The organism is Porphyromonas levii DSM 23370 (assembly GCF_000379925.1).
In the GTDB taxonomy this organism is placed as follows: domain Bacteria; phylum Bacteroidota; class Bacteroidia; order Bacteroidales; family Porphyromonadaceae; genus Porphyromonas_A; species Porphyromonas_A levii.
The window spans coordinates 27325-47193 of the sequence record NZ_KB904250.1 but is presented as its reverse complement, the minus strand read 5'-3'; the positions used below and the strand labels follow the sequence as shown (position 1 = coordinate 47193).

Genomic DNA, 19869 nt, shown 5'->3' with positions numbered 1-19869 from the left:
TTTTTTATTGTTGTTTAGTAAAAAAAGGCAATTTGTTAATGAAATGTGGGATGTATATACTACTCCCCATTCCTGTTTGATGCTTCTCCAGAAGCGCTCTATCCGGGTGTTATCCGGCGACCTTTTCCATCCATACTTATCTTTATACCCTTTTCCTCTAATAGCTCTACCCACTTTTTGCTTGTGTATTGTACGGCTTGTCTGATTTGATAATCTCTGGGTAACCATACTGCTCTATACATTTCCTTTACAAGTTCTGTGCAGTTGTTGGCTGAAAGCGTATTGGAGGCTTCCAGCCAACTACAAATCGGCTATACACAGATAAATTTACCTCTCCTATATCGTAGCAGAGACGGCTCTACGGATGGGATTCGTCACTGCTATCTCTTTCGTGTCTGATACAGAGCTCTTGGTAGGTAGGGATGGAGGGGAGCTGGGTGGTTTGGAGTCCATCATAGCCGATGCGGTACACGACCGTGGTGGTGCCATTAGAGAGACAGATATAGGGAACCCCGAGGGCGCTATTGTACTGCCACGCTTGCTGGATTACGGTTTGGGTCAGAGGGATATGTGGTGCCTTATATTCGAGAACCATGAGTGGCTGCAGTGCTTCGTCGAATACGATGGTATCGCACCGCCTAGAGAGTTTCCCAACGGTAATGGTGTATTCATTGGCGAGATGCGTGGCAGGATAGCCCAGCTGGGTGAGTAGAAAGTGGACTACGGCTTGTCGCACTCGCTCTTCAGGGGTGAGTGCAACCCGCTTTTGACGTATGGGATCGAATACAGTAGGGCGTTGGTCGCTCATCATTCTACTTATTTAGCTATATTTGTGGCTGGAGAGCTCTTGGCTCTTGGCCTTTATCCGCCAATAGCAAATAGCTAACAGCCAGTAGTAATACAATCACGAAGCATGCCCTATAGCGACAAACCTCAGGAGATACTCTCGCAGATCCGTGCGGATGAGAAGCCTTTTCCTATCTATATATTGATGGGAGAGGAGGAGTATTTCACGGACAAGATAGAGAAAAAAATCGTATCTGCCTACATGCCGAACGAAGATGAACGGGATTTTAATTATACCATTCTTTACGGTTCGACTTGTACGATAGAGGATATTGTAGCCTCATGCCGAAGGTATCCTATGGGTGGTAATCGTACCATTGTGGTGGTGCGCGAGGCACAGGGACTAATCTCTTCTAGCACAAGTGAGAGTGGTAGTGGTCAGCCTTTGGCTGGTCTTACCCAGCTACTCACTCATCCCAATCCATTCAATATCTTGGTAGTGAGTATCAAGGGGGGTAAGAAGCTGAATCGGAGGATGTCTTTCGTGAAAGAACTGGAGAAGGGGGGCGTGCTGGTGGAGAGTAAGGAGATACGCGACTATCAGATAACACCATATATTCAGCCTATTGCTGCTGAGCATGGTTTGCAGCTATCTATGCAGTCTCAGGACGTGGTGGCAGCTCGTATTGGTACCGACCTGATTCGCCTAGATAGTGAGATGGAGAAGTTGGCAACAGCTTTGCCACCCAATGCTAAGCAGATGGTGACCCCCGAGATGGTGCTCGAGTACACTGGATGGAATAAGGAGTATAGTGTCTTTGACCTTCGTAAGGCGCTTGCCTTCGGGCAGAGAGGAGAGGCGATGAAGGTGGCGATGGCACTGGCGGCAGACGAAAAGAAAACGCCTGTGCAGATGATTTTACCTCAGATTTTTAGTTACTTTGCCAATCTATTGATTGCATTTTATGCTGTCGATAGGAGTAATGAGCAGAGTGTGATGAAGCAATTGGGGATTTCTAACCGCTTCTTCGTCCGTGAGTATATGGCTGGTCTGCGTAATTATAGGGCAAGTAAGGTATTGAATATCATTAAATACATACGTAGGTGTGATGCCCGAAGCAAAGGTATGTATAGTGATGAGGGGAGTGGAGAGGAGATCCTACTGGATCTGGTACTATTTATCATGAGCTAACAAACTATAGATATTAATGAGTTATGGAGGAAAAACACCCATTGGAAGACTTTAAGTACTGCCCTAAGTGTGGCAGTGTCAATTTCGTGGAGCAGAACGATAAGGCGAAGCATTGCAACGACTGTGGCTTCACTTATTACTTCAACCCCTCTACGGCAAGTATGTGTTTTATTACCGACAGGTACTATCGGGTGCTTGTGGCGGTACGAGGCGAGGAGCCTGCCAAGGGAAGTTATGACTTACCGGGCGGTTTTGTGGATTGTTTCGAGACCGTGGAGGAAGGTATGGCTCGTGAGATACGAGAGGAGACAAGGATTGATGCACTCGCTGGGACTAGGGCTGGTGTGATTTCGCCCCTGAAGTATCTATTCTCTCTGCCCAACATCTACAGGTATTCGGAGTTCGATGTACATACTGTGGATATGGTCTTCCACATGGCTGTAGAGTCGCTGGATCCTTATGTGGGCATAGGTCGTGACGATGTAGCGGAATTGAAGGCTATTCCTTTTGCTGAACTTAATCCTGAGGACTTTGGGCTAGACTCTGTGAGAAAGGCGGTGGAGATGGTACGAGCTGATCGATACTTCTAACCATTGACCTTTAGCATTTGGTCGTCAACAGCCAATACCCAGTTGCCAACAGCCAACTAGTGAGATTTTGGTATCTTTGTCGAAGCCCTAAATGGATGGGAAGATATATATGAAGAGAAGGACAAATGGCAGTATAGTACCCGAACCAGCACTGAGGCGCTTGCCTTGGTATCTGGCTTTTGTAAAACTATTGATGGCTCAGGGGGAGTCTGTGGTCTCCTCGACCCATATCGCAAAGAGTACTGGGGTAGACTCAGCGCTGGTTGCGAAGGACTTGTCGTATGTCTCGATCGTGGGCAAGACCCGAGTGGGATACGATGTGAACTTGATGGTGGAGGTGCTAGAGGAGTTCTTGGGGTTCAATCATCAGCATAAGGCTTATCTCTTTGGGGTAGGTAACCTAGGTGCAGCACTCCTGCACGATAAGGGACTATCGCAATACGGCATGGATATAGTAGGGGGCTTCGACGTGCGCAATGAAATGGATAATACTGAGATAGGGGGTACGCCTGTCTACCACATGTCTAAGCTAAAAGAGGTGATGGCTCCAGACGTGCATATAGGCATCCTTACCGTGCCTGTGGACGTGGCTCAGGAGGTGACGGATACGCTGGTCGGTGCTGGCATGACTGCAATCTGGAATTTTACGCCTTTCCGTATTAGTGTGCCTGAAGGGGTTGTGTTGCAGAATACCTCTATATACTCGCATCTGTCGGTGATGTTTCACCGGATAGAGGAGACTACTAAGCCATGAAGATATTTAGCACTTGGGGAGAGCATCAGGGGATAGAAGGGTTTGTCCTGAGAGCCGATAATGTAGTCTGTAATTCGGGCAAGGACATCTATGTGCCGGACTGGATGACAAGTGTTGAAGCGCTGCCAATGCTTGTGATACGTATTAGCAAGGTGGCGAAGAGCGTGGAGAAGGAATATGCCGAGCGGTACTTCGATAGAGTGTCGCTCGCATTTACGTTCAGAGCGGAGGGGTTGGCAGAAGGGTATCCTGAAAGGATGAGAGAGGACTTCGATGGTTCTTTTGTGCGCTGGAGTGACTGGGTGGAGGTCGATAATCTGAGAACGAGGCACTTGGAAGCACTGAAGGTGATTCGTCCGACAGAGCTGAGTGTGCCTGCCCAACTGGAACTCCCAACGGACGAGATGATAGCTGACGCTATCGCTTTGGTGAGTCAATATTACTTGCTAAAGGTGGGGGACTGGGTAGCTCTTCCTGCTCTAATGGATGGGTGGAGCGTGGCACCCGGCAATGGGCTGATAATGTATGAGGGTGAGGAGAAGAAGGAATTGATATACGTAGGTATTAAGTAGATATGAGTAAGCTAAGACTTTGTGGTGTTGTATTGGTAGTGGTGTCTCTTGCGTGCTCGATGAGGGCACAGACTGGGGGGACAAGTTATAATCCAGTGGTGACAGGAGCACCTATTCTCACCATCACGCCTGATGCGAGGAGTGCTGGTATGGGTGAAGTGGGGCTTACTACGAGTGCAGATGCCTATGCTCTATACCATAATATCTCCAAGTTGGCTTTCGTGGATAAGACTTGGGGTATTTCTTTTGGTTATACGCCTTGGCTCACCGAGGTGGCAAAGGATATCAGCCTTTCTACGCTGGCTGGCTATTATGGTTGGGGAAATACAGGAGAGATTAATCATGCTGTGGCGGCTTCGATACGCTATTTCCATATCGGGCAGACACAGGCGTTTCAGCGTGAAATGTTGCTCCCTCTTACGATTATGCCATACGAGTTGGCACTCGATGCTGGGTATTCAATAGCTCTGAACAAGCACTGGGGACTGGGGGTATCCATGAGGTATCTAAAAAGCGACTACAACTATTCTGTGAATGAGGTGAAGGGTCGGGTGGATAATCTATTGATGGATGTATCAGCCACTTATCAGACTCAGCTTCGCCTGGGTGAAGAGATGAGAGGTGACCTACGTGCGGCTATAGCGGTCAATAACGTGGGAGGGAAGATGAGCTATGATGGCGGTAAGAGCTACCTATTCGCTCCTGCTATTTTGCGCTTGGGTGTAGGTATGGATGTATTGGCAACGCCTGAGCATAAGGTGGGTCTGCATATCGAGGCCAATAAGGTAATGGCGCCTACGCTGACTGCGACAGATCGGATTAAGCCTGAGGGATACTATGCTATGAGTATGTGGAAGGCGATGGGAGTCTCTTTCGGCGATGCCGAGGGAGGGGCTTCTGAGGAGCTTCGTGAGGTGGTATGGAGCTTGGGTGCGGAGTATAGCTATGATAATAAGCTCTTCGGACGTATTGGTTACCACCATCAGGATAAGAGCAAAGGAACGAATGGGGGAATGACCTTGGGTGGTGGATTTGTCTATGAGTGGGCAAAAGTGGATATCTCCTATTTCATAGCTACACAGGCTAATTCGCCTCTGAATAATACGTTTAGACTATCACTCGGTGTCAATTTCTAGTATGAAGGTACCATATAGAATAGGGCATGGGTATGATGTTCATCGATTCGAGGAGGGGCGTGAACTATGGCTCGGTGGCGTTAAGATCGATTACCCATTGGGACTTAAGGGGCACTCCGATGCAGATGTTTTGCTCCATGCTATAAGCGATGCTTTGCTCGGTGCTTTGGCGCTTAGAGATATAGGATACCATTTCCCCGATACCGACCCCAAGTACAAGGGGGCAGACTCGAAGGTGTTGCTGAAGGAAGTAGGGGCGCTGGTGGCTAAAGAGGGATACAAGATTGGTAATATAGATGCCACAATCGTTGCCGAGCAACCTAAGATCAATCCGCATGTGGAGACGATGCAGTCAGTGATTGCAGGGATACTGAGTGTGGAGCCGAATCAGATTTCCATTAAGGCAACGACCAATGAGAAGATGGGTTTTACTGGCCGCCAGGAGGGTATTCTAGCACTCGCTACGGCATTGGTATACCTGCCGTGATTGGCAGAGTACTATGTCTGTTGGTTGATATAGAGCGACAAATAAAAATCGAGCCATAGTCATAAACCTATGACTATGGCTCGACCAACTAAACTCAATTAACTAACACTAATTGTATGATGCACTTATTTCCCAGAAGTGCGAACTGGTTTGCTGTTATTGCCTAAGTTTACGCGCAGTGTAGGCATTGAATCTTTTATAGCTCCTATGTACGAGATACGCCTTCTTGGGTGGTAGCTTTTGTGTCAATAAGGTAATAAAGTCTTGATTGGCCTTTTGCCTCTTCGCGCTTAGATCTACTAGTTTTTGTATACTATCGCGATAATCCTTATCGCCTGCTCTATCCCCAAGCTGAGTCATCTCGTCGTATACCTTTCGAGTCTCTACCCAAGTCTGTACTCTGATATCATCGTATCTCTTTAGTTCGGCTCCCACTATTGCCTTCTCCTCTTCGGTAAGCTCGGCAGCCTTAGCTATAGCATCCAGTCTATCCTGAGCATACTGCTGAGGCTTTACCATAGACATCCTCCCGCCATTCTGCCCTCTTCCTCTAGGACGCTGACTATCTAGTTGTGTCTGTGCATTGGCTTCGTATGTAGTGGCTACTTCGGCTATTGCCGTAGTCGTAACTGTACAGCCGATACAGGCAATAGCTGCCCAAGTCATAAATCTTCTCATAAATATTATCTAGAGCTAGAGATTATATTCTTTTCGTTGTCCATATCCTCGAGAAGCACAGTGCCCCAGTAGTCCTCTGTGGTGTCGTCCAGTAGAAACTGCTCAAATTGGTCTTTCGACATATCTTCGGCTCGTAATTCGATACCTGTACTCTCTATCCCTTTATCAAATAAATTAGGCACTAGATTAAGCACCAATACTAGTCCAACGATTGCCGCAGCAATATATAGATAAGGGCGCAGTACATCGAGTGGCTTAGGCTTCTGTGGAATAACTTGAACCTCCTCCTCTGCTATTCGCGCCATCAGCCGATCCTTGAAGGACTCAAAGTAGCCCTCTGGTGTGCTGAATGGGTGAAGGGGATTCCTTTCCATCTTATGTATTCTCTCCTCTCCGGTCATATTACTTATCTGCTATCTATTTACACCTCTTTGACGATTGGTGGGAATAATGGTTTAATCTATGTTGAGCAAATTTTCTATTCTTCGGTATTATCAATACCAAGAAACCCTTTTAACTTCTTAATGGCATGGTGGTAATTAGCTTTCAGAGCACCCTCGCTCGTGTTGGTAATCTCTGATATTTCCTTGTAGGGAAGGTCCTGAAAGTAGCGAAGCTCGAAAGTAATCTTTTGCTTTTCGGGTAATTTGTCTATCGCAGCCATAAATTGTGCTTCCGCTTCATCGCCGTCGAAGTAAGGGTCACTGGTGAGCATCTCAGCTAGGTCGTACTCCTCAGTGGTAAGTGGGAGCTTTCGGTTTGCTTTCTCTCGCCTGAGGAATGACAATGCTTCGTTGGTGGCAATAGAGTACATCCAGGTACTTAGCTTGGATTGTCCTTTGAAGCTATCGATATTCCTCCATACCTTTATAAAGGTGTCCTGGAGTATATCATCGGCATCTTCGTGGCGGTAGACTATCCTTCGGATCACGGCATAGAGCTGCTGCGAGTACTTGTCTACTAGGTACCCAAATGCCTGCTCTCTATCCTTCTTGGTCTGAAGTAGTTCTACTAGCTGTTCGTCAGATATTTTGGTTGGTATCTTCATTCTTGCTCTCAGCCTCGGTTTTCTTCTCCCTCGTGAGCTCAGGATAATCTATCCTCGAGTGGTACATATTGCGCAGCTTCTCCGTAAAGATATATTTGGTTTTCTCAATGTCACGGAACGTCAGCGGCGTATTCTTGAGATACCCATCAGCCACGATGCTATCCACAATCTTATTCACATGATCTATCAGCACCTGCTCGGTAATCTCTTTAAGGCTTCTCGAGGAGGCCTCTACGGCATCCGCTAGCATCAGCACGCCTTGCTCTTTCGTCCACGGATTAGGACCAGGGTAGCGGAATATGCTCTCGTCCACAATCATGTTGGGGTTCTCGTTCTTGTACTTGATGTAGAAGTACTTCGTCATCCCCAGGCCATGGTGCGTACGAATAAAGTCAATGATAGGCTTAGGTAGATTGGCTTTCTCCGCCATCTCAATACCATCGGTGATATGTTTGATGATAATCTTGGCGCTCTGGTCGTAAGAGAGACGGTCGTGGGGGTTATTAGCACCTTGGTTCTCGGTGAAGTAAGTAGGGTTTTTCATCTTTCCTATATCGTGATACAAGGCGCCGCTCCTTACCAGTCGGATATCGCCACCGATCTCGTCGATTGCCTCTGAGGCAAGGGTCGATACATTTAGCGAGTGTTGGAAAGTCCCTGGTGCTACCTCGCTAAGCTGGCGTAACAATGGCTTATTGATATCGGCTAGCTCCACAAGGCTGATACTAGATACATAACCAAAACTCTTCTCGATGACATATACCATCAGGTAGGTAAACATCAGGAAGATAAAGTTGATAGTGAAGTAGAAGATGATATTCCAGTCCATCGTCTGCGGAATGCCCTCAAAGGCAAAAGTCATGGCGTAGTAGACGACTACCATACCAAAGAATACGGAGAAACTAGTCCTAATGAGGTCGCTTCTTTGAGTAAGATTACGGAGCGTAACCAATACAATCCTACCAGCTACCACCTGAATGATGATAAATATAAGGGGCGAAGGCACCACCAAGGAGACCATTAGTACGGTTGCTAGGTGGGTAATCGCCGCAGTTCGGCTATCCAGGAAGATACGAATGTGTATCGCCACCATACTCAGTGGCAACATATAGGTAATTTCTGGCTGATTGGGAATCAGCAAGAAAGCCAATATAGTGAAGAGCGTTACATTAGACGATATGAATAGAATATTCTTCGTCTCTTTCATGAGCTCTGGTCTAAATGCCAATAAATAGGTGTAGAGTGTTCCGAAAAGGAGCACGATGAGTACGAGTTGCCCAGCAAAGAGGATGAAGTTCTCGCTCTTGGACTTAGATGCTTTCTCGTACGCCATCCTATATCCCTCTAGCATCTGGTAAATATCAGTAGTCACCACATCTCCAGTTCCTACGATACGTTCTCCTTTCTGCACTTCCCCTACCACCTCCGTCAGAGTCGCTAGTCGCGCACTCTGCATCTGTGCCGTCTTTAGCTCATCTACACTGAGGTTGCTCAGTAGATACTTCTCAAAGTTTACTTGCTGTAGTACCTCAGGTTTTATCTTAGGTGGCGCATTATTGATTGCGTAGTCATACGCTTTCCTCGCATTAAATAGCTCCGTTAACTCTCTCTTCTTGGCTACATTCATTTCATCTACTAGATAGATATAGCCTTGCTCCTGAGCTGCGAGAGCCTCGTAGTTTTCATTAGAGAGAATCCCTTGGTCATACACTTCGTCTAGTACCTTTAGTGCATACTGGATATAGTCGCTAGTTACCTCAGCTCCCATATTCCCAGCAGAGAAGTTCTCCGTCAATAAATGGCGCTCTGTAAGCTTCACCTTGGGGTCAATCGTGTAGTAAGAGACCTCCGTTCTCTCAATGCTGTCGCGCTCAGCCACCTTCTGTGCATCGCTCTTGTAGACATTGAAGTTGTATGGCGCCGTAAGCACACCCTCGTACCTCCATGGTTGTCCAAGGCTGTAGTCGTACTTAAACTTCACCTTGGATGGGTAGAGGAATGTAATCAGCACCGCAGCTACCAAAAATACCAGCGCGCTCTTAATTTTCTGAGACCTATAGAGAGCCATAAGTGTATTCCATTACGTTTAATACGAAAAATCCTCCGAGGGTGTGCCTCAATGTATCTAGCGGTACAAGAACATCGGCACACCTTCTCGGGGAAATCCTTATTCATTTGTGGCGGGAGTCAAAGCTCAATCCACCTGCATACCCCTACGCCTACGAGCGCTAATCAGGGTATTGCGCATCAGGGAGATAATCGTCATCGGACCAACACCGCCAGGTACAGGTGTGATATACGAAGCCTTTGGAGCCACCTCGTCAAACTTCACATCTCCGCAAAGCCTGAAGCCACTCTTCTTACTGGTGTCTGGCACACGAGTTGTCCCCACATCTACCACTACTACACCCTCCTTTACCATATCCCCCTTTAGGAATTCTGGAGAGCCCAGTGCGGCTATGATAATATCAGCCTGTCGGGTAATCGAAGCAATGTCCTCAGTGCGGCTATGCACCACAGTCACCGTAGCATCTCCAGGGTATGCCTTCTGCATCATCAGCTGTGCCATCGGTTTGCCCACAATGTTACTGCGCCCTAGTACTACACAGTGCTTCCCCTTTGTTTCAATATTGTAGCGCTTGAGTAGCTCAAGGATTCCTGCAGGTGTAGCCGATACAAACGAAGGAAGACCGATACTCGTCTTACCTACATTGATAGGGTGAAAACCATCCACATCCTTGCTTGGGTCGATTGCCTCAATCACCTTCTGCTCATCGATATGCTTAGGCAGAGGGAGCTGCATAATAAAGCCATCCACACTCTCATCCTTATTCAGTCTATCAATGGTCTTCAGAATCTCTTCCTCAGTCACATCCGAGTCAAAGCGGATGAGCTCATCCTGAAACCCTAGCTCCTTCCCCGTCTTCATCTTGGATGCCACATAAGTCTCGCTTCCCCCGTCATTGCCTACCAATATAGCTACAAGGCGAGGTGGCTTATGTCCAGCAGCCACTATTTCCTTCACGTCGGCTGCAATCTCCGCCTTCATTTGGTCTGCAACCTTTTTGCCGTCTAATAATTGATAACTCATAGTATGTATGTTCTTGTAACTAAAGGGTCTTCCTCTTGGTGTACAGTACACCGATAACCGACTCTTCTCTAGCTAATAAACTACTAACCTTCTACGATTGTTTTTATCTCCGTCCCAGATGGCGTAGTGCCGCCATATTCATACCCTTCTTGTTTTTGCCGCCGCCCCCCATGAGCTGCATCACCTTTCTTGCTTGTTCAAATTGCTTCAGTAGCTGATTAACTTGCTGTACCTGCACACCACTACCACTTGCGATACGTTTGCGACGGTTGCCATTGATGATCTTAGGGTTGGAGCGCTCCTCTGGGGTCATAGAGTAGATGATGGCCTCAATACTCTTGAAAGCATTATCATCTACATCTAGATCACGGATAGCCTTTCCCATACCTGGTATCATGCCCAGCAGATCCTTCAGGTTACCCATCTTTTTGATCTGCTTTATCTGGTCCAAGAAGTCATCGAAGTCAAACTCATTCTTCCTAATCTTCTTCTCCAGTTCCCTAGCTTTCTCCTCGTCGTACTGCTGTTGCATACGCTCCACCAGCGATACCACATCACCCATGCCGAGGATACGATCCGCCATACGCTTAGGGTGGAATACATCGATAGCATCTAGCTTCTCACCAGTACCTATAAACTTAATCGGCTTCTCTACTACCGAACGAATCGAAAGCGCAGCACCACCACGAGTATCACCATCTAGCTTGGTGAGGACTACGCCATCAAAATTGAGACGGTCGTTAAATTCTTTCGCAGTGTTGACTGCATCCTGACCCGTCATAGAGTCCACCACAAAGAGTATCTCCGTTGGGTTCACTGCCTTCTTGATATTGGCAATCTCCTCCATGAGCACCTCATCCACAGCCAGACGACCAGCGGTATCAATAATCACAGTCGTAAAGCCTTCCCTCTTGGCTTTCTCCACTGCATGGGTGGCAATCTCTACGGGGTTCTTATTCCCTTCCTCCATATAGACAGGCACCTTAAGCTGCTCACCCACCACACGGAGCTGCTCAATTGCAGCAGGACGGTACACGTCGCCAGCTACGAGCAGAGGCTTCTGCCCACGCTTCTCACGCAGATACTTAGCTAGCTTGCCCGAGAACGTTGTCTTACCCGAACCTTGCAGACCGCTCATCAAGATGATATTAGGTTTGCCGTCTAGTCGAATCTCCGATGTTTCACCACCCATCAGGGCAGTCAGCTCATCATGGACAATCTTCACCATCAGCTCCCCAGGCTTTACCGCCGTAAGTACACGCTCGCCTATCGCTTTCTCGCGTACCCTCTTGGTAAAGTCGCGCGCTACATCATAGTTGACATCCGCCTCAAGTAGGGCTATGCGCACCTCCTTAATGGTATCTGCTATATTAAGTTCCGTGATAGTGCCCTCGCCCTTTAGGCCTTTCAGCACTCTGTCTAATCTGTCCGAAAGATTATTAAACATCTCTATATCTTAGTATATTATTAAAGTCTCTTATCTGGCAAACTTACCAATTTATCACCACATAGCGAGACGCTTATACTTGCAATAGTTCTGTAGAGCCGAGCACTGTATGGCAAAAGATGGCTCCAAGCATGCTTGAAGCCATCATGAAGAAAAAGTGCGCAGAATGAGACTCGAACTCACACATCGAAACCGATACTACCCCCTCAAAGTAGCGCGTCTACCAATTCCGCCACCTGCGCAAAATATGTCTTCCCAATTCTACCTCTGTGCCCAGGACAGGAATCGAACCTGCACGTCATTGCTAACACTAGTACCTGAAACTAGCGCGTCTACCAATTCCGCCACCTGGGCCTTTGTAGGATTGCGAACGCAAAGGTACACAAAAGAAACTAATTCTCCAAATATTTTCACCTACTAAGATATCCCGTAGATTCAATAGCCTCCTAGTATGTCAGAAGGGCAACTAAGCCAAATCGTAAGAACCTTATAATAAAACTAAAGAACAGAGCATATCCACACATTATATAATAGGTAGCTTGTTGTGTCTTTATGAATAAGTATTAATGTCCCACTATCTAAGTCATTACTTTCGTGCTAGTCTCAGAGAATTTTGTACCTTTCAGCATCCTAACATCTGCAGGGAAACACCCTCAGATGCTCATTATAGATTAGAATAATATGAGACGACAGACATTTGGATTATCGCTGCTGTGTGCAGCACTATTTATGACTGCAGTACCAATGGCTGCACAGCAAGACAGTGTAAAAATCGGTGAGGATAAGCCTCTTGTCATCCTCGGACGTGAGGAAGAAAGGTGCCTTACGCTTTTGGAGCAACTCAAGTCCGCCGCTACCGACAACGATTATCGTGCGGTACCTATGATTCAGACGCAACCAATGCCTTTCGAGTTGCCTGTGGTAGAGGAGGGCAAGCAGCCTGTGTTCCTATTCACTTCGCCTAGAGCGGTAGAGTATTTTGTGGCACAAGATTCATTGCCAAAGGGGGCCAAGGTAATGGCACTCGGTACGGGGACACAGAAAGCTATAGAGGAGAGTGGTTACAAGTGCGACCTTGTAAGTAGTGTAGAGACCACCAAAGGCATGGCAGAAGAGCTACTCAAGTACTTCGAGGCTTCTGAAAAGCCTATCGGTGCATACCACTTTATCCAACCTACATGCGATATCGCAGGCGACTTTATCCAAAAGACACTGGAAGGTGCAGGGGCTACCTATACTCGTCTCGAGATTTATCAGGTAGTTGGGCATCCAGCACTCAGTGAAGAGCTATCCCAGTTGACTCAGGAGCCTAAGGTGGTTCTATTCTATAGCCCTAGTGGGGTAAGGTCATGGGTCGGCGTGTCGGATCTTCGTCCCGCAGTAGTGAGTATTGGTCCAGTCACCTCTAAGGAACTTAGAGAAAATGGATTTACCACTATTTATGAATCCCCAACCCCTCACGAGGAGGATCTCCTCGCTACCCTATTGAACGCCTTCTCCGAGGCAGATAAGTAGTAATACAACAATCGAAGGGGTGTTTCCTACGGTGGAAACAATTCTTTCCATCCCTGGAAACAAAACTTTCCATGCTTGGAAAATATAGTTTCCAAGCATGGAAAGTTTTTTGGAATAACCAATAACTGGAGCTTTACATCTCTGCCGAGGCGAGGCGCTCAGCATTCTCCGCCACCGTAAGGGCGTCTATGAATTGTTGGATATTGCCATTCAGTACATCATCCAGCTGATACACCGTGAGCCCGATGCGGTGATCGGTCACACGTCCTTGAGGGAAATTATAGGTGCGGATCTTGGCCGACCTATCGCCCGTACTGACCATGGTCTTGCGCTTAGAGGAGATTTCGTCAATGTACTTTTGGTACTCCATATTATAGATACGCGTACGGAGCTCCTCCATAGCACGTGCTTTATTCTTCAGCTGCGAGCGCTCGTCTTGGCTCTGCACCACAATGCCTGTGGGGATATGCGTGAGGCGCACCGCAGAGTAGGTGGTATTCACCGACTGTCCACCGGCTCCCGACGAACAGAAGGTATCCACCCTGATGTCCGACTCCTTGACCTCCACGTCGAATTCATCGGCCTGAGGAAGCACCGCCACCGTAGCTGCCGAGGTATGCACACGCCCTTGGGTCTCCGTAGCTGGTACTCGCTGTACACGGTGCACGCCCGATTCATACTTCAGCTTGCCATAAACCCCATCGCCTTCTACCTTGAAAACAATCTCCTTGAAGCCCCCGAGCGATCCCTCGCTATACGAAGTAACACTGCACCGCCAGCCTTGGCTCTCGCAGTACTTCGTATACATCTTATATAGGTCGCCCGCAAAGAGGGCCGCCTCATCACCGCCCGTGCCGCCGCGGATCTCCATGATGGCATCCTTGTCGTCCTCAGGGTCGGCAGGGATCAGGAGTAGCTTTATCTCCTCCTCCAGGGTAGGGAGCTTCTCTTTGATAGCTTCCAATTCGTCCTCCGCCATGTGTCGGAGTTCGTCGTCGCTCTCCTCACGGATAATCTGCTGCGCCTCTTTCTGATTGGCTAAGAGCGTACGGTACTCGTCCGTCTTTTGGTTGACCAAGTCCAGCTCCTTATACTCCTTACTCAGGCGCATAAAGCGCTTCTGGTCGCTAATCACATTAGGGTCCGTGATCAGCACCTGCACCTCCTCAAATCTATCCTTAAGTCCAGCCGTGCGGGCTAGTAGGTCAAAGGGTTGTCCCATCTATCAATACTCAAATCTGCCGTAAGGCGTTTCTAGTACCAGCTCATTCGTTGGGGCCTCTTCTACCCTACCCACAATCTTGGCAGGGACACCGAAGCTCTCCGATAGGGCGATCACCTGCTGCGCCTCGCTTTCGGGGAGGTAGACCTCTAGGCGGTGCCCCATGTTGAACACCTTGTACAGCTCCTTCGCAGGCGTCTTACCCTCACGGGCAATGGTCTGGAAGAGCGGTGGCACAGCGTGCCAATTGTCCTTCACAATACGCTTTCCCTCCACAAAGTGAAGTACCTTGGTCTGCGCGCCCCCCGTGCAGTGTACCATGCCATGAACTGCGCCACGCATCTCCCTAAGCATCTTAGCCACGATAGGGGCATATGTGCGGGTAGGGGAGAGCACCAGCCTACCGTAGTCTATGCCCAGCCCCTCTACCTGCTCCGTCAGTCCACGCTGACCTACATAGACCACCTCATCGGGCAGAGTGCCGTCGTACGACTCCGGGTACTTCCGAGCTATCTCATGGTTGAAGATATCGTGCCTTGCCGAAGTAAGCCCATTACTGCCCATGCCACCATTGTAGCGCTCCTCGTACGTCGCCTGACCATAGCTGGCAAGCCCCACAATCACGTCGCCCCCTTTGATGCGCGCATTATCGATTACCTCCGAACGTTTCATGCGTGCCGTTACGGTGCTATCCACGATGATCGTACGAACGAGGTCGCCCACATCGGCAGTCTCACCGCCGGTGGAGACAATGCCCACACCCAGTGTCCTGAGTTGCTCCAATAGCTCCTCCGTGCCATTGATGATGGCCGAGATTACTTCGCCAGGGATGAGGCGCTTATTTCGCCCTATGGTACTAGAAATAAGGATATTGTCCACCGCCCCAACACAGATCAGGTCGTCCAGATTCATCACGATGGCATCCTGAGCAATCCCCTTCCATACACTGAGGTCGCCCGTCTCCCGCCAGTAAGCATAGGCGAGGCTACTCTTCGTCCCCGCTCCATCGGCATGCATCAGGCTACAGTAGTCGGGGTCATTGCCGAGCAAGTCGGGCAATATCTTGCAAAACGCTTGGGGGAAGAGCCCCTTATCAATATGCTTAATAGCGGCGTGTACGTCCTCCTTATCGGCGGATACCCCCCTCATTTGGTACAATTCCTTATCCATCATATCTATAATATAGGTGTGTAATGAGTCACAAATTTACCAATTTTACGCCAAGCCACCGCATATCTCTTTCAGCGTAGTCGCAACATGAGAGAGAATGATTACGTGGCAAGTGTCGTGTCTTAGGGGTTAACCTCTTATAGTATATGTGAGGATTATTTATACACTATGGGCTATAGTATTATGAGATTGTGATATGTTAACAGTGTGATCAACTGTTGATTTGGAGTGCGTTTTGCTAATTTTGCATTGTGTGGTTCTCAAGTTGATTTTGGTGTTTACAAATATGTGTGTATCTTTGTCGCTGGATTTATGGAGAATAAGGAGAGAATGATTAATTTCTACTCTCCCTCCCTTGAATATGAAGGGTTAGAGTGCTTTTTAACGCTTTATATTTGGATATTTGCGAAAAAATGATAAGAGAGAGAGAGAGAGAGAGAGAGAGAGAGAGAGAGAGAGAGAGAATCTCTCGTACACACTCTTACTAACTTAATAGATCTGGTTCTTGTAGCACATACAATTGTCGCTACAACCATCTTATCGTATATTCCACTGATATCAGAAGCTGCTCCCATTAAAGGAGTGGTTTCTGATATTTTTTTTGCTCATCAATCTGGACAGACAAGGGAATACCTATTGTCAGGAGTTGTTCTCTAATAATTGTTCTCCTTTTCGCCTATTTGATTTGAAATACATTGTACTTACTAAGATATAAAATTATGAAGCAGAGGTTTATAACTCTTATTATTCTCCTGATGGGGTCTTGCGTCGGTGCTCTAGCTCAGAGTGTTGGAGTAAAAACGAACATCCCCTACCTCGGAACAGCTACCCCCAACTTAGGTATTGAGGTGAAGATGGCTGACAAATGGACGGTAGATGTTAGTGGCGGATACAATCCTTTTGTGATGAATAAGGAGACTAGCATGAAGTGGAAGCACTGGATGGTGGCTCCTGAGGTTCGCTACTACACCTGCGAAGCATTCAACGGTCATTTCTTTGGTGTACACGGTCTAGCTGGGTTCTTCAATGTTGCTAACATCAATCTACCTATTGACAAGCTCAAAGGTCTGAAGGATTACCGCTATCAGGGGTGGGTTTACGGAGGTGGCGTGACCTATGGCTACGAGTTCGTTTTAGGAAAACACTGGAACCTAGAAGCCTCTCTCAGTGGTGGCTATCTATTCTTTGACTATGCCAAGTACAACTGTGAGAAATGTGGTAAGGAAATTGAGAAGAATACAAAGCATTACTTTGGTCCTACAAAAGCTACAATTTCTTTGATCTATCTTTTCTAATGAATGTATCACATCTAAGAGAACTAACAACCATGAGATATTACACTATAATTTCATCATTACTATTCTTAGTAATTGGCACCATGGGCGGAGCTCTGAGTGCAAAGGCTCAGGATGGGCCCCATCGACTGCAGGGCATAAAGGCGACAACTCCTCATGTGGCACAGAAGCAAGGCAAGAAGGTGGCTGTAGACTTTACGGTAGACCTCAGTGAGATGCCTGCACTCAATCGTAATGTGATGCTAGAAGTTACTCCAGTATTGGAGGCAAACAACTCTGCACAAAGGGTGGAGCTCCCCTCTTTTATTATATCTGGTCGCACAAGAGCTATCATGCTCACCCGTAAGGGACGCACTGCCGATGTCGTGAAGACTAGGACTAAGGGACAGACCTACCACTACACTTCTGAGGCACCTTTTGAACAGTGGCTCAAGGATGCTGCGCTTACCCTATACGCTAAGGCGTATGGGTGTGCCGATTGTGACCTCGGCGATGAGGTGCTTAAGCTTACACCTAATGCACTAGTGCCCCTATACCAGCCTAAGTACACCTATAATATGATGGTGCCACAGGGCGAGGAGACCAAGAGAAGGGAGGAGAGCATCACGGCACTCATCGTCTTCAATGTAGCTAAGAGTGACTTCGTGCCTACACTCGGTAATAACAAGGCTGAACTGAAGCGAGTGGAGGACAAGCTAAAGGAGCTCACCACCAATAATAATCTAAAGGTAGATGGACTGAAGCTCACCGGTTATGCTTCACCTGAGGGTGGTGCGGAGTTCAACCAGACTCTATCAGAAAAGCGTGTGGAGAGTATCTCACGCCAACTTGTCAACCGCTACCCACGCTTCAAAAACAGCTACAAGTCGGTGGCTATGGGTGCCGACTGGGATGGTCTAAGAGACGCTGTGGCAAAGAGCTCTATGGCGGATAAGGAGAGTGTCCTCAAGATTATCGATGAGCGCCCAGTGGCTGAGCGCACGCCAGCACTCCAACAGCTCAATGGTGGCAACACCTATGCCTACCTATTGAGGGAGGTATATCCCCCACTACGCCGTACAGTGATTACTTTCTCTTTCATTGTAAGGGGATTTGAGCTTGAGGAGGCTCGTGAGGTAATCAAGACACATCCTACCCACCTAAGCCTTGCTGAGATCAACCTCGTGGCAAAGAGCTACCCAGAGGACAGCAATGAACAGTACCAGACTTGGGTGACCGCGGCTAAGGCGTTCCCAACGGCGGTGGAGCCTGCTACCAATGCAGCAATTATGGACTTCAAGGCTGGGCGCTACGCTCAGGCAGTACGCCTACTGGAGCAGTTCAAGGAGAATAAGAAGCTATGGAACATCCTCGGTGTGGCGTATGCCTACAATGAGCAGTACGAGGAGGCTAAGAGCTATCTAGAGAAGGCGGCACAGAGCGGTTCGGCAGAGGCACAACACAACCTCGATGAACTGAACCACTTCCTAGCGGATAACTTCTAAAGGAGAGAAAAAAGTAGTAAATAATAAATATCTGGGTAGGCTTGAGCTAATCGGGTCGCCCGGAACAAGACAACTATTTTCAACTATTTATCAAAACAAAAAAGCGTATGAAGAAGAGTTTATTCATGGCAGGGCTTATGAGCCTTGCAATGGTTGCACTCGTAGGGTGTAACAAGGAGAACAACGCACCATCAGCAGACGGTGCAAAGGCAACTGTAAGCGTAAGGGTTCAGGGCGCTGCAATGCGTGCTAACGCTTATGAGCAAGGAGCAGGTGATGCAGATAAGAAGATCTACACCCTTGCTGCGATGGTCTACAACGGTGATGTTCAGGAGGCATACAAGGCAGCTGGAGAAGGTGCAACAGAGATTACTGAGATTCTGTGTACAGCAGGTCCTCGCAAACTCGTAGTTGTAGCAAACTTTGGTACTGAGAAGCTTGAAGGACTAAGCCTTACCGAGCTACAGAACAAGGTGTTGACCCTCAATGAGGCTCAGCAGAATCCAGAGAACAAGCTTCACATGATGACGTCTGATATTACTTCTGTCAATATCAAGGCGGGTAAAAACCATTATGGTAAGACTGGCGATGGTAATGTCCTCTCTGAAGAGGCTCTTGAGATTACTCACGTACATGCTGGCATGGAACTCACAAAGGTGGATGTCAAGTTTAACGATGCTTTTGCAGCTAAGTATGCTATTGATCTTGCTAAAGACACGAAGCTCATTGGACTAATCGTGAAACAAGAATCTAAGATCTTTGGAAACCCTCTTGCACATGGTACTAAGTTTGTTTACGGTGAGCAACACTTCGGCGTTACAGAAGATAAGTATACACCAGAAGCTGGTTTTACTTATACTGAAGAAAAGTCATTATCAATAGATTTTGATGGTAGCAACTACGCTGCTGCAGGTTTTTATATCCTCGAGAACAACGATGAGAAGCACCCAACTATTCTTACAATCAAGACACCTCTTATTGATCAGTCAACAGATAAGATAATAGAGGGAGAAGCTTTGAAGACAGCTCAAGCTGCAGGTTACTGCGACGAGAACGGTTACACCTACTATCCAGTGCTTGTAAACTTCGAGAAGGCTAATTACAAGTATGAAGGTGCTGGTAAAGATCAGAAGAGAAATGTGATTGAGCGCAACCACAAGTATCAAATCTCTATGAATATCACTGGTCCTGGTACAAATCAGCCTGAGGATCCAACCAACGAGCCTGCAACTTTGGATGTTACAATCACTGTGGCACCTTGGGTACTTGTTACTCAGAATGTTCAGTGGTAATCCACGAGAATAGGGGTGCATCGCACCTTAGGTAATTATTAATTGATTGGCTAGAGGGAGGTGCTCCCGTGCCTACTGAGGGATAGGAGCCCTCTCGCAAGCCATTTTTT

The 19869-nt window shown here is 47.6% G+C and carries 19 protein-coding genes and 2 tRNA genes; 10 read left to right on the top strand and 11 right to left on the bottom strand.

What is annotated here, in order from left to right:
- Positions 1-358 precede the first annotated feature (358 nt).
- On the bottom strand, positions 359-811 hold the full coding sequence (locus A3GG_RS13075; RefSeq protein WP_083900380.1) for a type I restriction enzyme HsdR N-terminal domain-containing protein: 453 nt from the start codon (positions 809-811) through the stop codon (positions 359-361).
- 102 nt (positions 812-913) lie between these two features.
- On the opposite strand from A3GG_RS13075, the gene holA reads away from it, so the two are divergent.
- From holA to ispF, 6 genes are all read left to right on the top strand, one after another.
- Positions 914-1978 carry a DNA polymerase III subunit delta gene (holA, locus tag A3GG_RS0105250; RefSeq protein WP_018358273.1) on the top strand — a complete coding sequence of 355 codons (1065 nt, stop codon included), beginning with the start codon at positions 914-916 and terminating at the stop codon, positions 1976-1978.
- Positions 1979-2001: 23 nt separating this feature from the next.
- On the top strand, positions 2002-2568 hold the full coding sequence (locus A3GG_RS0105245) for an NUDIX domain-containing protein (protein WP_018358272.1): 567 nt from the start codon (positions 2002-2004) through the stop codon (positions 2566-2568).
- A gap of 109 nt (positions 2569-2677) precedes the next feature.
- Positions 2678-3322 carry a redox-sensing transcriptional repressor Rex gene (locus tag A3GG_RS0105240; protein ID WP_026215645.1) on the top strand — a complete coding sequence of 215 codons (645 nt, stop codon included), beginning with the start codon at positions 2678-2680 and terminating at the stop codon, positions 3320-3322.
- Positions 3319-3894: a hypothetical protein gene (locus A3GG_RS0105235; protein WP_018358270.1), complete on the top strand. Its 576-nt coding sequence runs from the start codon at positions 3319-3321 to the stop codon at positions 3892-3894. The genes A3GG_RS0105240 and A3GG_RS0105235 overlap by 4 nt, the downstream gene beginning before the upstream one ends.
- A gap of 2 nt (positions 3895-3896) precedes the next feature.
- A complete protein-coding gene (gene porV / locus A3GG_RS0105230; protein ID WP_018358269.1) occupies positions 3897-5030 on the top strand; it encodes a type IX secretion system outer membrane channel protein PorV in 1134 nt (377 codons plus the stop codon).
- A gap of 1 nt (position 5031) precedes the next feature.
- Positions 5032-5517 (top strand): 2-C-methyl-D-erythritol 2,4-cyclodiphosphate synthase, encoded by a 486-nt coding sequence (gene ispF / locus A3GG_RS0105225; protein ID WP_018358268.1) that lies wholly within the window; start codon positions 5032-5034, stop codon positions 5515-5517.
- 156 nt (positions 5518-5673) lie between these two features.
- Here ispF and A3GG_RS0105220 read toward each other — a convergent pair whose 3' ends face one another.
- The 8 genes from A3GG_RS0105220 to A3GG_RS0105180 all read right to left on the bottom strand — a co-directional run bounded on the left by A3GG_RS0105220 (position 5674) and on the right by A3GG_RS0105180 (position 12135).
- Complete coding sequence (locus A3GG_RS0105220; protein WP_026215644.1) at positions 5674-6195, bottom strand: hypothetical protein; 522 nt, start codon at positions 6193-6195, stop codon at positions 5674-5676.
- Positions 6196-6200: 5 nt separating this feature from the next.
- Positions 6201-6569: a hypothetical protein gene (locus A3GG_RS11945; protein WP_156808678.1), complete on the bottom strand. Its 369-nt coding sequence runs from the start codon at positions 6567-6569 to the stop codon at positions 6201-6203.
- A gap of 104 nt (positions 6570-6673) precedes the next feature.
- A complete protein-coding gene (locus A3GG_RS0105210; RefSeq protein WP_018358265.1) occupies positions 6674-7243 on the bottom strand; it encodes an RNA polymerase sigma factor in 570 nt (189 codons plus the stop codon).
- On the bottom strand, positions 7218-9311 hold the full coding sequence (locus A3GG_RS0105205) for an HD family phosphohydrolase (protein WP_018358264.1): 2094 nt from the start codon (positions 9309-9311) through the stop codon (positions 7218-7220). The genes A3GG_RS0105210 and A3GG_RS0105205 overlap by 26 nt, the downstream gene beginning before the upstream one ends.
- 126 nt (positions 9312-9437) lie before the next feature.
- The gene (folD, locus tag A3GG_RS0105200; protein WP_018358263.1) at positions 9438-10334 is read right to left on the bottom strand and encodes a bifunctional methylenetetrahydrofolate dehydrogenase/methenyltetrahydrofolate cyclohydrolase FolD; all 897 of its coding nucleotides are present in this window, start codon (positions 10332-10334) and stop codon (positions 9438-9440) included.
- Between the two features lie 103 nt (positions 10335-10437).
- The gene (ffh, locus tag A3GG_RS0105195) at positions 10438-11781 is read right to left on the bottom strand and encodes a signal recognition particle protein (RefSeq protein WP_018358262.1); all 1344 of its coding nucleotides are present in this window, start codon (positions 11779-11781) and stop codon (positions 10438-10440) included.
- Between the two features lie 158 nt (positions 11782-11939).
- Positions 11940-12023: transfer RNA gene (locus A3GG_RS0105185), tRNA-Leu, on the bottom strand.
- 28 nt (positions 12024-12051) lie between these two features.
- Positions 12052-12135: transfer RNA gene (locus A3GG_RS0105180), tRNA-Leu, on the bottom strand.
- Positions 12136-12462: 327 nt separating this feature from the next.
- Between A3GG_RS0105180 and A3GG_RS12825 the strand changes: the two genes are divergently transcribed.
- Positions 12463-13296, top strand: coding sequence for a uroporphyrinogen-III synthase (locus tag A3GG_RS12825; protein ID WP_026215643.1), 834 nt, complete (start codon positions 12463-12465; stop codon positions 13294-13296).
- Between the two features lie 133 nt (positions 13297-13429).
- Here the strand turns inward: A3GG_RS12825 and prfA are convergent, their stop codons facing one another.
- Positions 13430-14518: a peptide chain release factor 1 gene (gene prfA, locus A3GG_RS0105170; protein ID WP_018358260.1), complete on the bottom strand. Its 1089-nt coding sequence runs from the start codon at positions 14516-14518 to the stop codon at positions 13430-13432.
- Between the two features lie 3 nt (positions 14519-14521).
- Positions 14522-15688 (bottom strand): AIR synthase related protein, encoded by a 1167-nt coding sequence (locus A3GG_RS0105165; RefSeq protein WP_026215642.1) that lies wholly within the window; start codon positions 15686-15688, stop codon positions 14522-14524.
- 719 nt (positions 15689-16407) lie between these two features.
- Here A3GG_RS0105165 and A3GG_RS0105160 point away from each other — a divergent pair.
- The 3 genes from A3GG_RS0105160 (at position 16408) to A3GG_RS13830 (ending at position 19759) form a co-directional block, all read left to right on the top strand.
- On the top strand, positions 16408-16983 hold the full coding sequence (locus A3GG_RS0105160; RefSeq protein ID WP_018358258.1) for a DUF3575 domain-containing protein: 576 nt from the start codon (positions 16408-16410) through the stop codon (positions 16981-16983).
- A gap of 32 nt (positions 16984-17015) precedes the next feature.
- Entirely contained in the window at positions 17016-18467 is a 1452-nt protein-coding gene (locus tag A3GG_RS0105155) for a DUF3868 domain-containing protein (protein ID WP_026215641.1), read from the top strand.
- Positions 18468-18574: 107 nt separating this feature from the next.
- Positions 18575-19759 carry a fimbrial protein gene (locus A3GG_RS13830; RefSeq protein WP_018358256.1) on the top strand — a complete coding sequence of 395 codons (1185 nt, stop codon included), beginning with the start codon at positions 18575-18577 and terminating at the stop codon, positions 19757-19759.
- Positions 19760-19869: the final 110 nt, after the last annotated feature.

What these genes read in the sequence shown, in the direction of transcription:
- A3GG_RS13075 (WP_083900380.1), bottom strand. Translation starts at nt 811, where the DNA reads ATGATGAGCGACCAACGCCCTACTGTATTCGATCCCATACGTCAAAAG.
- holA (WP_018358273.1), top strand. Translation starts at nt 914, where the DNA reads ATGCCCTATAGCGACAAACCTCAGGAGATACTCTCGCAGATCCGTGCG.
- A3GG_RS0105245 (WP_018358272.1), top strand. Translation starts at nt 2,002, where the DNA reads ATGGAGGAAAAACACCCATTGGAAGACTTTAAGTACTGCCCTAAGTGT.
- A3GG_RS0105240 (WP_026215645.1), top strand. Translation starts at nt 2,678, where the DNA reads ATGAAGAGAAGGACAAATGGCAGTATAGTACCCGAACCAGCACTGAGG.
- A3GG_RS0105235 (WP_018358270.1), top strand. Translation starts at nt 3,319, where the DNA reads ATGAAGATATTTAGCACTTGGGGAGAGCATCAGGGGATAGAAGGGTTT.
- porV (WP_018358269.1), top strand. Translation starts at nt 3,897, where the DNA reads ATGAGTAAGCTAAGACTTTGTGGTGTTGTATTGGTAGTGGTGTCTCTT.
- ispF (WP_018358268.1), top strand. Translation starts at nt 5,032, where the DNA reads ATGAAGGTACCATATAGAATAGGGCATGGGTATGATGTTCATCGATTC.
- A3GG_RS0105220 (WP_026215644.1), bottom strand. Translation starts at nt 6,195, where the DNA reads ATGAGAAGATTTATGACTTGGGCAGCTATTGCCTGTATCGGCTGTACA.
- A3GG_RS11945 (WP_156808678.1), bottom strand. Translation starts at nt 6,569, where the DNA reads ATGGAAAGGAATCCCCTTCACCCATTCAGCACACCAGAGGGCTACTTT.
- A3GG_RS0105210 (WP_018358265.1), bottom strand. Translation starts at nt 7,243, where the DNA reads ATGAAGATACCAACCAAAATATCTGACGAACAGCTAGTAGAACTACTT.
- A3GG_RS0105205 (WP_018358264.1), bottom strand. Translation starts at nt 9,311, where the DNA reads ATGGCTCTCTATAGGTCTCAGAAAATTAAGAGCGCGCTGGTATTTTTG.
- folD (WP_018358263.1), bottom strand. Translation starts at nt 10,334, where the DNA reads ATGAGTTATCAATTATTAGACGGCAAAAAGGTTGCAGACCAAATGAAG.
- ffh (WP_018358262.1), bottom strand. Translation starts at nt 11,781, where the DNA reads ATGTTTAATAATCTTTCGGACAGATTAGACAGAGTGCTGAAAGGCCTA.
- A3GG_RS12825 (WP_026215643.1), top strand. Translation starts at nt 12,463, where the DNA reads ATGAGACGACAGACATTTGGATTATCGCTGCTGTGTGCAGCACTATTT.
- prfA (WP_018358260.1), bottom strand. Translation starts at nt 14,518, where the DNA reads ATGGGACAACCCTTTGACCTACTAGCCCGCACGGCTGGACTTAAGGAT.
- A3GG_RS0105165 (WP_026215642.1), bottom strand. Translation starts at nt 15,688, where the DNA reads ATGGATAAGGAATTGTACCAAATGAGGGGGGTATCCGCCGATAAGGAG.
- A3GG_RS0105160 (WP_018358258.1), top strand. Translation starts at nt 16,408, where the DNA reads ATGAAGCAGAGGTTTATAACTCTTATTATTCTCCTGATGGGGTCTTGC.
- A3GG_RS0105155 (WP_026215641.1), top strand. Translation starts at nt 17,016, where the DNA reads ATGAGATATTACACTATAATTTCATCATTACTATTCTTAGTAATTGGC.
- A3GG_RS13830 (WP_018358256.1), top strand. Translation starts at nt 18,575, where the DNA reads ATGAAGAAGAGTTTATTCATGGCAGGGCTTATGAGCCTTGCAATGGTT.